11 protein-coding genes are annotated in these 12,384 nt (G+C 59.7%); 10 read left to right on the top strand and 1 reads right to left on the bottom strand.

Translation table 11 applies throughout. The features are described from left to right. Positions 1-712: 712 nt before the first annotated feature. Entirely contained in the window at positions 713-1,372 is a 660-nt protein-coding gene (locus GR158_RS24770; protein ID WP_134652830.1) for an HAD family phosphatase, read from the bottom strand. Positions 1,373-1,511: 139 nt separating this feature from the next. Between GR158_RS24770 and GR158_RS24765 the strand changes: the two genes are divergently transcribed. From GR158_RS24765 to GR158_RS24720, 10 genes are all read left to right on the top strand, one after another. Next, entirely contained in the window at positions 1,512-1,934 is a 423-nt protein-coding gene (locus GR158_RS24765; RefSeq protein ID WP_134652832.1) for a transcriptional regulator GutM, read from the top strand. 58 nt (positions 1,935-1,992) lie between these two features. After that, the gene (locus tag GR158_RS24760; RefSeq protein ID WP_134652850.1) at positions 1,993-2,730 is read left to right on the top strand and encodes a PTS glucitol/sorbitol transporter subunit IIC; all 738 of its coding nucleotides are present in this window, start codon (positions 1,993-1,995) and stop codon (positions 2,728-2,730) included. 21 nt (positions 2,731-2,751) lie between these two features. Next, positions 2,752-3,750: a PTS glucitol/sorbitol transporter subunit IIB gene (locus GR158_RS24755; protein ID WP_134652834.1), complete on the top strand. Its 999-nt coding sequence runs from the start codon at positions 2,752-2,754 to the stop codon at positions 3,748-3,750. Positions 3,751-3,834: 84 nt separating this feature from the next. After that, a complete protein-coding gene (locus tag GR158_RS24750) occupies positions 3,835-4,212 on the top strand; it encodes a PTS glucitol/sorbitol transporter subunit IIA (RefSeq protein ID WP_134652836.1) in 378 nt (125 codons plus the stop codon). Between the two features lie 33 nt (positions 4,213-4,245). Further along, positions 4,246-6,213: a phosphoenolpyruvate--protein phosphotransferase gene (gene ptsP / locus GR158_RS24745; protein WP_134652838.1), complete on the top strand. Its 1,968-nt coding sequence runs from the start codon at positions 4,246-4,248 to the stop codon at positions 6,211-6,213. Between the two features lie 77 nt (positions 6,214-6,290). Beyond that, positions 6,291-7,319 carry a sugar-binding transcriptional regulator gene (locus tag GR158_RS24740; RefSeq protein ID WP_371731791.1) on the top strand — a complete coding sequence of 343 codons (1,029 nt, stop codon included), beginning with the start codon at positions 6,291-6,293 and terminating at the stop codon, positions 7,317-7,319. Positions 7,320-7,602: 283 nt separating this feature from the next. Beyond that, positions 7,603-8,928 carry an NAD(P)H-dependent oxidoreductase gene (locus tag GR158_RS24735; RefSeq protein WP_160873018.1) on the top strand — a complete coding sequence of 442 codons (1,326 nt, stop codon included), beginning with the start codon at positions 7,603-7,605 and terminating at the stop codon, positions 8,926-8,928. A 2-nt stretch (positions 8,929-8,930) separates the two neighbouring features. Next, entirely contained in the window at positions 8,931-9,968 is a 1,038-nt protein-coding gene (locus GR158_RS24730; RefSeq protein ID WP_160873017.1) for a thiamine pyrophosphate-dependent dehydrogenase E1 component subunit alpha, read from the top strand. Beyond that, a complete protein-coding gene (locus tag GR158_RS24725) occupies positions 9,968-10,966 on the top strand; it encodes an alpha-ketoacid dehydrogenase subunit beta (protein ID WP_160873016.1) in 999 nt (332 codons plus the stop codon). Before GR158_RS24730 ends, GR158_RS24725 begins: the two co-directional genes overlap by 1 nt. A gap of 2 nt (positions 10,967-10,968) precedes the next feature. After that, positions 10,969-12,261: a 2-oxo acid dehydrogenase subunit E2 gene (locus GR158_RS24720; RefSeq protein WP_160873015.1), complete on the top strand. Its 1,293-nt coding sequence runs from the start codon at positions 10,969-10,971 to the stop codon at positions 12,259-12,261. Positions 12,262-12,384: the final 123 nt, after the last annotated feature.

Raw genomic sequence — 12,384 nt, 5'->3', positions numbered from 1 at the left:
TGAGACTAGGTGTTTGCTCCGCGTAGCTCGTTTCACAACGATCAAGCCAGGAATCTAACGGGTCGCAGGTTCGACCCCTTTCGAGGCGCGGGTTGCGGCAGCTTCGCGCCTGAAATTCGGTTTTGGCGGCTGACTGACAACCGGCGAAGTGAGGGAGGTCGGCGCTCCCGCCTGGCGGCCGAATGTCGAGGTCTCTGATCTGCAAGAGGCAGGAGGAGGGTTGCTGGAGGATCTGGATCCGTCTTTCACTGTCTTCAGGCACCGCGCCCAGTATGAGTTTCCGCCTGGGGGCGCGACGTTCGCGCGCTTTCATGGGATTGCCGTGTCAGTAGAGACCGGACTTCTCGTCATTCCCCGGCATCATGCTCCACCTGATTAGCGCAGTAGCCCATCGAGATTGAAATTCTCCCGGCCCCGGAGGCCGGGTCTTCGGTGCCCTCGTCCGCTTTTTTCGTCGGCTTCTTTTTCTTCGCCAGCCGCGTCACCTTGACTGATAGGCGGCCTTCGCTCTCTTTTCCGCCTTGGCCTCAGCATCCTCGACACGCCGCTCGTCAACCGCGCCCCGGTCAACTGATTGCACCTGCGACACGTTAACGTAATCGCGCTCGGCGGCTTCTGGGCGTACCATGTTCGTGTCGGCAGCACCGAAGGGCCAGAGTACTTACAAAAAGCGCCGATGTTTTTGCTGGGAAAACTCTGCGGACGCGGTATGTTACAGCGGCGGGTATGTTCGCAGCGCGATCTCATGCCAACTTGAGTAAACGCGATTAGCGCCGGCAGCAAGCAGTGCATCGCGATGGCCGGAGGTTGAATGGCCGCCGCCGGTAAAGCCAATGACCGCCATTCCAGCTGCGACGGCGCCCTGTACCCCAAATGGGGAATCTTCGATGACAATGCAGTGAGCGGGTGCAACGCCCATTTTATCGGCGGCGTAGAGAAAGAGGTCCGGAGCCGGCTTGCCTTTCTTCACCATAGAGGAGCTGAAAATATCATTGTTGAAGAAGTCGATGAGTCCCGTGGTCGTGAGACTGAACTCTATACGTTCGATGGACGACGAAGACGCGACGCAGCAGGGTACATCTAGGCGTTCCAGGAAGGTTTTTATCCCGGGGACGGGCGTGAGTGCTTCCTGAAATACCGATCTCGTTTCCAACCAAATGTCACCCTCATGCTCAAGGGGGAAAGCCTGACCCGTCAGGTCGTTTATACGCTTTAAGATGTCGGCCTGCTTCATCCCGACGCAATGAGCGATGACATCGGGGGTGATTGTCAAACCGTGCTTTGCATAGACGCGAACATAGGCCTGCGCGGCGAGCGGTTCGCTGTCCACGAGTACACCGTCGCAATCGAAAATGAAAAGGCGTTTGTCCAAAGTTCACCCCACATGCGGTTATGCCACATCATTCAGCCTCACTCACCGAATGCACCTGCAATATACATATTGACATTCAGAAAGACAAATGTTCATTTGAGGCCTACGCAAATGTTGGATCGGCTCTGGGAGGGTGACGGTGGCAATATGGCAATGGGGCCTTCTCGGGCTCGGCTTGGTCTGGGCACTTCAGGCAGTCGGCGTGTGGTTGCAGATGCAGCACTACTCCGACATTTTCAAAGGAATTACACGCCAGTTCGATGACGGCTTCGTTGGAGCGGGACATGCCCGTGGTCGTTTTCGCAAGGGCGCTATCGCGATGGTCGTGATCGGACCCGACCTTTCGGTCAAGCGCCTGCTGACCATGACGGGCCGGTCCGTCTTCGCCAAGTTTCAGCGTAATCACGAGGTCGAGGGCATGACGCTTGAGGCCCTCAAGCGCGCGCAGAATGTCGACAGCAAGGCCTGCGTTGACACTGCTGTTGCCATGGCGATCGCTCAGGTCGAGGCGGTGAGAGAGCGAAAGATCGACCGAGAGAGGCAGAGCGTCGCGGCTGCATAAGGTTTTTGGGAGAGGGCCGTTCTATACGGCGATTTGGGAGGAGAGAATGCTCGTTTCGATGTTGGCTGACTATGGCAGCCAAATGAACCCTCATGATGTCGGATCGGCGCTGACCGATGCGGCCATTCATGGAAAGCTTGCCCTCAAGGGTGCAAGCGACAAACTTGTGATCCTTGCTCAGGCGGGATCGGACATCTCCGTCGAGCAGTTCAAGCAGAAGCTCGACACGGTGGCCCAGGAAGAGCAGCTCGGCTGGCTGGCGAGCATCGGTAAATATTTCATCGGCATCTTCCAGAAGGGCGGCGAGGTTTTCGCCGGCTTCGTTACCGGTATCATTCCCACGCTCGTCGTGCTCATGACCGCGTTCTACGCGATCACCGAGCTGGTGGGCGAGGAACGTGTTCATGGCGTGGCACGCGGTGCGGGGCGAATTGCCCTGACGCGATACACCGTGCTTCCGCTGATCTCCGTCTTCTTCCTGACAAACCCGATGGCCTATACCTTCGGCTCGTTCCTGGAGGAGAAGCACAAGCCGGCCTTTTATGACGCGGCGGTTTCCTATGTGCATCCGCCGCTCGGTCTCTTCCCGCACATCAATCCCGGCGAGTACTTCGTCTGGGGCGGGGTGCTGGTCGCATTGCTCGAATTAGAAAAGAGCGGCGCGGTGCCGGCAGGGTACCACATCCAGATGGCGATCTGGTACGCGATCGTCGGCCTGGTGGTCATTCTGCTCAAGGGCATGCTGACCGAGCGCATCACGATGATCATGGCGCGACGCCAGGGCATCGAGCTCTAGGACGCGGGGGAGAGTTTCATCATGGCAAAAGAATACAAGGCGGTAAAAATCTCGCGCGGCAAGACAGGCTGGGGCGGACCGCTCGTCATCCAGCCGACGTCGCAAAAGAACAAGGTCGTTTCGGTGACGGGCGGCGGCATTCACCCGCTTGCCCAGCGCATCGCCGACATGACGGGGGCCGAAGCGGTCGACGGTTTCCGCGCGCCCCCCGTTGAAGGCGAAATGGCGGTTGTCGTCGTCGATTGCGGCGGCACGGCACGCTGCGGCGTTTATCCTCGCAAACGGATCCCGACCGTCAATGTCACTCCGGTTGGGCAGTCGGGTCCACTTGCGCAGTTCATCACGGAGGATATCTACGTCTCCGGCGTGAAGGAGCAGGATATCGTCATGGCCGATGGCTCTGAACCAGTGACAGGCAGTGCATCGGCGCCGATCGCATCCACCCAGACAGTCGCCAAGCCCCCGGTCGTCGATACCTCGGGAGGTGGGTTCATCAACCTCATCGCAGGCATCGGCCGCGTAATGGGTCGTATCGTCGGAATCTTCTTCAACTCGGGTCGTAGGACGATCGACCAGGTTGTGCGCAACGTACTGCCGTTCATGGCCTTCGTGACCATGCTGATCGGTCTCATCCTCTACACCGGCATCGGGGATGTTCTTGCGCAGCCCATGGGCCCGCTCGCGAACAATATCGTCGGCCTGCTGGTGATTTCCGCGATTTGCGGACTTCCATTCCTGTCACCCATCCTTGGGCCTGGCGCCGTCATCGCGCAGGTTGTCGGCGTGGCTATCATCGGACCGCAAATCGCCAACGGCACCATCTCGCCGGCGATGGCACTACCGGCGCTCTTTGCCTACAACACGCAAGTCGGCTGCGATTTCGTGCCTGTGGGACTGGCGCTTGGGGAGGCAAAGCCGAAAACGATCGAGATTGGCGTGCCAGCGGTGCTTATCAGCCGCCAGATCATGGGGCCGTTCTCCGTGTTGCTCGCCTGGGTCGTAAGTCTCGTTGTATTCTGATGTAAATCAGGCGGGCCGCCTTCGGCCGCCCGCCTGCGTCTGCCGCGGTTAAGCCGCCCAAATATCCGCTACAAGGAGGAGACTATGACCCTGCTCAAGACACAGATAACGTTTGTCGGGCCCGACGTGGCCGACCTCGCTGATGGCGGTGTCGTGATTCTCTTTGCGGACGGCGCACCGCCAGAGCTTTCGGAGGTCTCGGTCCTCCACAAGCCGGACGTCGGCCCTACCCCGGAAGCGCCTTCCGTCGGCTCATTGATCACGATTGGGCTTCTCGAAACGGCGGTCACTGCCGTCGGCGAATCCGCGTGGAAGAAGGTCATTGACCTTGGCCATGTGGTCATCAATTTCAACGATGCGAGGACCACGGAGCGGCCGGGAGAGATATGCGCAGCCGCTGTCGATATCGATAAACTGAAAGCCGCTCTGGCGGTGGGTCAAACGATCACGATCGGCGCCTGACGCGATCGACATCCGAGTTTGCGAGACAAATCCATGGAACGCTCTACTATCGTGCGCGTGCACGAAGGCCTACACGCTCGTCCTGCCACACGCTTCGTAAAACTCGCCAAGAGTTTTGAAAGCGATGTCGAGATCGTAAAGAACAGCAAATCGGCAAGCGCAAAGAGCTCCGTCAAGCTGATGCTCCTGGCCGTCAAGGAGAACGATGCGGTTACCCTTCGAGCGGATGGCCCGGATGCGGAGGCTGCGCTGGATGCTTTGGTAGCGTTTCTCGAAGAGCCGCAATCGGGCCTCGCGGAGGAGGGCGGTGCTCAGCCCTCGGCGGTTGACGATGCAAGTCGTGTGCTGGCGGCAACCCCCGCGATGCATGGCAGCGTGCGTGGAATCGCGGCAAGTGAGGGCGTCGCCCTGGCGCCGGCCTTCCACTACTTTCCGAAGGCTTTCAGCCCGACCCATCGGCGCTTGCAGAATGACGAGATCCCGCAAGAGATTGAGGCCTTTCGTCAAGCCATTGCGACAGTCCAAACGTCGATGGAAGATGAGCTTCGCCGTGAAAGCCTCTCCGAAACCGATCGAAGCATCATCACCGCGCTTTGCGAGATCGCAGGCGACACTGCGATCACCAGCGAGATTGTCGATGCCATCGCCCAGGGATATACCGCACTCGACGCGGTCTTGAGCGTTACTGACGGAGCCGCTGCTGCCTTCGGTCGCGTTTCAGACGTGTACCTCAACGCTCGGGCGGACGATGTGAAGGCGATTGCGCGGCAGATCTGCCTCGCGCTGACCGGTGCTCGCGACATCGGACTGGATGAGATAGATCGACCCTCGATCGTACTGGCGGAGGACATCGGAGCCTGGGACCTGGCGCGGGCGCCGCTGAGACTTGTCAAGGGTGTGGTGTGTGCACATGGCGGCGCTACCTCGCATATCGCCATCATCGCCCGTGCCCATGGTATTCCGGCAGTTCTCGGACTCGGCAGCGCGATAGACGATCTCGCCGGCGCCGGAGAGATTGCCTTGGACGGTGGCCTGGGCCAGATCGTCGCTGACCCATCCGATGCGATACGCGAAGCCTTCGAAACCAAACTTGCCGCAGCGGCAGAAGAGGAAAAGCGCCTTCGGTTGTTCAAGGACCTCACCCCCATTCGTGGCGATGGAGTCAAGATCGAAGTGGCCGCAAATATCGGGTCCCTCGAGGAAATAGAGGCTGCCCGCGAGGCGGGCGCAATGGGAATCGGGCTATTCCGGACAGAACTCCTGTTCATGAAGCACGGTGGCTTGCCGACGGAGGACATGCAGTACGAGGTCTATGCGGAGGCGGCGCGCGCGTTCGCTCCTGATTCCGTCATTATCAGGACACTGGACATCGGCGGCGACAAGCCTGTCTCGGGTATTGCTTTCCCCGTCGAGCAAAATCCGTTTCTTGGTTGGCGCGGAGTTCGGATGTGCCTCGACCGTACCGATATCTTCAAGCCGCAGCTGAAGGCGCTCCTTCGTGCTGCCGTTCACGGAAACATGAAGGTGATGTTGCCGATGGTCTCCACACTCGATGAGGTGCGGCGCACACGGTTGCTGATTGACGAATGCGCGCAAGAGCTTTCCGATGCAGGTCTGCCGTTCAAGCGCTTTGGTCTCGGCGTGATGATTGAAACGCCGGCCGCGGTCATGATCGCTCCCGTCTTGGCGAAGGAAGTCGACTTCTTTTCAATCGGGACGAATGATCTTACGCAATACGTCATGGCGGCCGACCGCATGAACCCACAGGTTGCCGCGCTCAACAACGTCAATAATCCTGCTGTCCTTGCCGCGATAGAGATGACGGCAAAAGCGGGTAGAGAGGCTGGCATCATGGTTGGTATGTGCGGCGAAGCAGCAGCACGGCCCGACCTTATTCCGACGTTTCTCAAAATGGGTCTCACGGAGCTCAGCATGAGCGCCGTCTCCATTCCGCGCGCCAAGAGGTGCGTTGTGGATGCCTTGACGGTAGTCGGCGCCTAGCCATTTTGCACATTTCCAATGGTGTATAGTGTTGGTAGAGATAGCGTTAGCTCGAATGCAGGGATCGTTCATACAGCGTGGCTCGAAAAAAGAAAAACGTAGTTTCTTCAGCAGCGGCTAGCGATGACGCCGCCCATGGAGCGCACGTCCCGGGTAGCCGGAACGATAGATTGCGTTTGCGTGCCGCCTGGATGTATTTCGTCGAGCAGATGACGCAAAACGACATCGCGGATGTGCTCGGCGTCGGCCGCGTGACGGTCGTCCGAATGCTTGCGGAAGCGCGCAGCCGTAACGAGGTGAAGATTGCCATCGAAGGCGAGCTCTCTGAGGCCGTGGGACTCGAACGGCAACTGGAGGTGGCCTTTGGTGTTGTTGAGGCGATTGTTGCGCCGATTTCGGATCCTGCTGCGGATCCTATCCCCTCTATCAGTGCGGCGACGGGCGCCTTTCTCTCAGAGGCCATGAAGCCGGGTATGACCGTTGGCGTCGGCTGGGGTCGAACGCTGTTTGCTTCCCTTTCGGCAATCAACAGCCGGACGCTGAACGATTTCAGAGTCATTTCTCTCCTGGGCGGCGTCAGCCAGGTGCGGCGCTTCAACCCCGCTGAATTTGCATGGCGCTTTGCCCAGGCGTTTCAGGGCGAAGGCTATCTTATTCCAGCGCCCGCGGTGGTCGACAGCGCCGCAACACGGGATGCGCTCATCAAGCGTTGCGGCATTCAGGAAATCTTCGACATGGCTGACACTTTGGACGCCGTCGTTGTCAGCGTCGGCGGCATTGACTCGGCCACGACCTTCTATCGCGGTGGGTTTCTCAGCGAAGATGAGCGCCAAAACCTCGTCAGCCGTGGTGCCGTGGGCGATCTGCTCTTCCATTTTTTTGACCGGGATGGAGAACTGATCGAGCATTCTATCAACGACCGCGTCATGTCGGTGGATGTTGATCGTATTCGTCGCGCGCCTCTGCGGGTTCTCGCATCCGGCGGCGCCGATAAAGCGGAGGCGATGCTTGGCGCAATGCGGCTTGTGCAGCCCACCGTGCTGATCACCGACGAGGAGAGTGCGCGCGCTCTTCTCAAAGAAAATCCGGCGCGACTTTCCGCTTAGCCGTTCGGGTTCCGCTTTCGCACTTTTTTCATGCTCGCCTTTGGTCTTTCCGGACTGCGCATTCCGACGTCATGATCCTGGTTTTTTCCTTCCGTCGAGCTGCTTCTGCGTGCAGCGCCTCGCTTGTTTGAGTGCATTGCTCGATCAAAACAAGCGGGACGGGAACGATCCCGAAAGCGTGTTGGAAAACAAGAAATATGAACAATCGTGTTGACAAAAAGACAAATGTACCGCTATTTGGGGTCTACAGTCACCGACACCTTATGCCTTGGGAGGAGATTCTATGGCTATCAACGTCGCGCCAACCGGATTGGCGCGTGACCTTGTCGCGCGTGCAGAAACCGGTCGTCCAATTCGAATTGGCCTTATCGGCTCCGGTGAAATGGGCACGGATATCGTCACCCGCGTCGCGCACATGTCGGGTATCGAGATCGGGGCAATTTGCGATCTGAACCTGCCTGCCGCCCAGAAGGCAGTAGAAATTGCATTCCAGGAACCGGGCCACCACAAGGAAGTGAAATCCGTCGGTGATCTGAATACTGCAATGGAGGCGGGCAAGGTCGCCGTCACCAGCAGTGCGGAAACGATCCTCAACAGCGGCCTTATCGATGTGGTGATCGACGCGACCGGCGTTCCGAGCGTGGGGGCCGAAATCGGCCTTTCCGCGATGGAGCACGGCAAGCACCTTGTCATGATGAACGTCGAAGCCGACGTCACCATCGGTGCATATCTCAAGAGCGAAGCGGAGCGTCTCGGCGTCACCTATTCGCTCGGTGCAGGCGACGAGCCGTCGTCTTGCATGGAACTGATCGAGTTTGTCTCGGCGATGGGGCACCCTATCGTCGCCGCCGGCAAGGGCAAGAACAATCCGCTCAACATCGACGCCGTGCCGGACAAATATGCTGAAGAAGCCGCTCGTCGTCATATGAACGTCCGCATGCTCGTCGAGTTCGTCGACGGCTCCAAGACGATGGTCGAAATGGCGGCGATCGCCAATGCGACTGGCCTCGTGCCGGATAAGCCCGGGATGCACGGCCCTGCCGCGACCCTTGACCAGTTGTCTTCGACACTGGTGCCCGAAAAGGACGGCGGCGTGCTTTCGCGGGTCGGCGTCGTGGACTATTCCATCGGTAAGGGTGTCGCGCCGGGTGTCTTCGTCGTGGCGGACATGTCGCATCCTCGTATCAGCGAGCGCATGGAAGACTTGAAGATGGGTAAAGGCCCGTACTTCACCTTCCACCGCCCCTATCACCTCACATCGCTGGAAGTTCCGCTCACCTGCGCTCGTGTCGTCCTGTACGGGAAGGCGGACATGGTCCCGTTGTCGACGCCCGTAGCTGAAGTCTGCGCGGTCGCCAAAAAGGACCTGAAGCCCGGCGACACGCTCGATGCGATCGGCGAATACACCTATCGCGCCTGGATCATGACGGCCGGTGAGGCTCGTTCGAGCAAGGCAATTCCTTGCGGAATGCTCCAGCACGGTACGGTGACGGCGCCGATCAAGAAGGGCGAGCTGATCACCTACGCCAATGCCGCGGTCGTAGCCGGCTCGAAGATTGCCGCCCTGCGCGCACGCCAGGACGCTCTCGTCTACGGCAAGGGGAACTGACAATGGCAAAGAGTACCGCAACGAAGGCTGCACCCGTTTCTGAGGGTGCAAACCTGCCGTTCATCTATCGCCAGTACCCGCGCGAGAAACTGCTGGATGCGGTCTACAAGATGCACCTCATCCGCAAGTTCGAGGAGGGCGCGGAAGAAAGCTATATGCGAGGGCTCATTCACGGGACCATGCATCTTTCCATCGGTCAAGAGGCGAGCGCCATGGGCATTTGCATGCCCCTCTCAACCGAGGACCAGATCACCTCGACCCACCGCGGCCACGGCCACTGTATCGCGAAGGGCGCAGACGTGAAGCGGATGTTTGCCGAGTTCTTCGGCAAGACGACCGGCTATTGCGCCGGTCGCGGCGGCTCCATGCATATCGCAGACGTGACGACTGGAAATCTCGGTGCGAACGGCATCGTGGGTGGCGGCCTGCCGATCGCGGTTGGCGCGGCGTTGACGGCAAAGCGGCTGAAGACCGGCAAGGTCGCGGTCTGCTTCTTTGGCGACGGCGCCAACAATGAAGGCGCTTTCCACGAGGCCCTGAACATGGCGTCCGTCTGGAAGCTGCCGGTGGTGTTCGTGTGCGAAAACAACAAGTACGGCATGTCGACCTCGACAGAACGTTCGACTGCGGTTGCCAATATCGCTGATCGTGCGGTGGCCTATTCGATGCCGGGTGTCATCGTCGATGGCAATGTGCTCTCCGATGTGGCGGAAGCGTCGCACAATGCGATCGAACGCGCCCGCCGCGGCGACGGCCCCAGCCTCATCGAATGCAAGACGTACCGGTATCGCGGGCACTCCAAGAGCGACCGCAATCGTTATCGCACGAAAGACGAGATCGACGACTGGATGAACAATCGCGATCCCATCGCGCGTTATGAAGCGCAGCTCGTCGAATTCGGAATCGCAACGGCGGAAGAACTGGCTGCGATACGCACGTCGGTCGATGAGGAGATCGCTGCCGGCATCGAATTTGCCAAGGCAAGCCCTGCGCCCGATGTCGCCGATCTTGCGGACTATGTTTATACGGAGCAGGCGTGATGGATACCGCAGTCAGGGAATTGAGCTATTCGCAGGCGATCCAGGAAGCCATGGCGATTGCCATGAAGGCCGATGAGCGCGTGATCCTCATGGGCGAAGATATCGGCGTCTATGGCGGTGCCTTTCAGGTTACTGGCGACCTCATTGACCGGTTCGGGCCGGATCGGGTCATGGACACGCCGATCTCGGAACTGGGTGGCGCCGGCGTCGCCGTCGGCGCTGCCGTAACGGGTCTGCGGCCGATTTTTGAGTTCCAGTTCTCGGATTTCGCAGCGCTGGCGATGGAGCAGATAGTCAACCAGGCGGCCAAGATGCGCTATATGTTGGGCGGCGCGGTCTCCGTGCCCGTCGTCATGCGTTTTCCCGCCGGCTCGGGCACGGGTGCCGCCGCCCAACACAGCCAGAGCATCGAGGCGTGGCTAGGGCATGTTCCGGGGCTGAAAGTCATTCAGCCGGCGACGCCGCATGACGTCAAGGGAATGCTCCTTGCTGCCGTTGCCGATCCGGATCCGGTCATGATCTTCGAGCACAAACTGCTGTACAAGATGAAGGGGCCGGTACCCGAAGGTTACTATACCGTACCGATCGGCAAGGCCGACGTGCGCCGGACAGGACGGGACCTGACGATCGTCGCCACGTCCATCATGGTTCACAAGGCGCTCGAAGCGGCCGAAACGCTCGCTGCCGAGGGGCTGGATATCGAGGTCGTCGACCTTCGCACCGTCCGTCCGATGGACCGTGAAACGATCATCGCAAGCGTCAAGAAGACCTCGAAGCTGATGTGCGTTTACGAAGGCGTGAAAACGCTCGGCGTCGGTGCGGAACTCAGCGCGATGATTGCAGAAAGCGAAGCCTTTGACTATCTCGATGCGCCGATCATACGCCTCGGCGGATCGGAGACGCCGATCCCGTATAACCCTGAACTTGAAAAAGCGGCCGTCCCGCAGGTTCCCGGCATCATCTCGGCCGCGCGCGACCTCATCAATGGAGTGCGCTGATCATGCCGGTCGAGGTCATCCTTCCCAAGGTCGACATGGACATGGCGACCGGCCGAATTTCCAAATGGTTCTTCGGCAACGAAACCGCGGTCAAAAAAGGCGACGTGCTTTTCGAGATCGAGACCGACAAGGCGGCGATGGAAATCGATGCGCCGGCAAGCGGTATCCTGCGGGATATCACGGGTGGTGAAGGTGTCGATATTCCCGTCGGCTCTGCCGTTGCCTGGATATATGAAGAGGGCGAGGCTTATGCGGGCGCGCCGGCCGCTCAAACTGCCGTTGTTGCTGCCATTCCAGATACTGCCACTGGCGCAGTTACTGTAGTTTCGCAACCGTCGCAGGTCGCTGCAGGCGCCGCTGAGGTGGGAAAGGTGCGTGCGACACCGCTCGCAAGGCGACTTGCAAGTGATAGCGGAATTGACCTGTCGGCTGTTATCGGCTCCGGCCCCCACGGGCGTGTTACCCGCGCTGATGTGGTGGGCCATCGTCCAGCTGAGAACAGGTCCTCTACTGCTGGCAGCGCGATCTGCGCATCGGCTAAGCCGGGATCAAGCGCACCCTCCGATGAGCAGGTTCGCAAGCTCTTCGCCGAGGGCAGCTATGAGTTGGTCGCTCATAGCAACATGCGGCGCACCATTGCGCGCCGACTGGTCGAGGCAAAGTCGACGGTTCCACACTTCTATGTAACGCTTGACTGCAACATAGACGCGCTTCTGAAACTGCGCGCGGAGTTGAACGCCTCGGCGCCCATTGTGGATGGAAAGGCTGATTTCAAGCTCTCCGTCAATGATATGGTGATCAGAGCCTATGCGCTGGCCTTACGTGCCGTTCCGGACGCCAATGTCTCCTGGACGGACGAAGGCCTGCTCAAGCATCGCAATGCTGATATCGGCGTTGCCGTGTCCGTGCCGGGGGGGCTTATCACCCCGATCGTGCGCAATGCGCAAATCAAGAGCCTGTCGGCGATCTCCGCCGAGATGAAGGACCTTGGCGCGCGTGCGAGGGACGGCAAGCTGAAGACGGACGAATATCAGGGCGGGACCGCGGCCATCTCCAATCTGGGAATGTTCGGGGTTCGGGAATTCGCGGCGATCGTCAATCCGCCCCACGCGACGATTCTCGCGGTAGGTGCGGGCGAACGACGTCCGGTCGTCTCCGGCGACAACGTGACTGTGTCAACGGTCATGACCGTGACGCTTTCGACGGACCATCGTGCCGTCGACGGCGCGCTCGCGGCCGAGCTCCTGGGTACTTTCCGCTCCTACATCGAGCGACCGATGTTGATGCTGGTCTGAGACTTTCCGGATCGGCCTTGCTCCCGTCATCTCCCAAGCGGCGGGAGCAGCTATTAGTGGCGCGCGCGTTGCGGGCGAGCGCGCTCATTTCAATTGCTTCGAGGAAACGACATGGCTCAATCC

Source organism: Shinella sp. AETb1-6, assembly GCF_009826875.1.
Lineage (GTDB): Bacteria > Pseudomonadota > Alphaproteobacteria > Rhizobiales > Rhizobiaceae > Shinella > Shinella sumterensis.
This window is presented reverse-complemented; position numbering and strand designations above follow the sequence as displayed.

Coding starts and splice junctions, on each gene's coding strand:
- GR158_RS24760 (WP_134652850.1), top strand. CDS start 1,993: ATGTTGGCTGACTATGGCAGCCAAATGAACCCTCATGATGTCGGATCG.
- GR158_RS24755 (WP_134652834.1), top strand. CDS start 2,752: ATGGCAAAAGAATACAAGGCGGTAAAAATCTCGCGCGGCAAGACAGGC.
- GR158_RS24750 (WP_134652836.1), top strand. CDS start 3,835: ATGACCCTGCTCAAGACACAGATAACGTTTGTCGGGCCCGACGTGGCC.
- ptsP (WP_134652838.1), top strand. CDS start 4,246: ATGGAACGCTCTACTATCGTGCGCGTGCACGAAGGCCTACACGCTCGT.
- GR158_RS24735 (WP_160873018.1), top strand. CDS start 7,603: ATGGCTATCAACGTCGCGCCAACCGGATTGGCGCGTGACCTTGTCGCG.
- GR158_RS24730 (WP_160873017.1), top strand. CDS start 8,931: ATGGCAAAGAGTACCGCAACGAAGGCTGCACCCGTTTCTGAGGGTGCA.
- GR158_RS24725 (WP_160873016.1), top strand. CDS start 9,968: ATGGATACCGCAGTCAGGGAATTGAGCTATTCGCAGGCGATCCAGGAA.
- GR158_RS24720 (WP_160873015.1), top strand. CDS start 10,969: ATGCCGGTCGAGGTCATCCTTCCCAAGGTCGACATGGACATGGCGACC.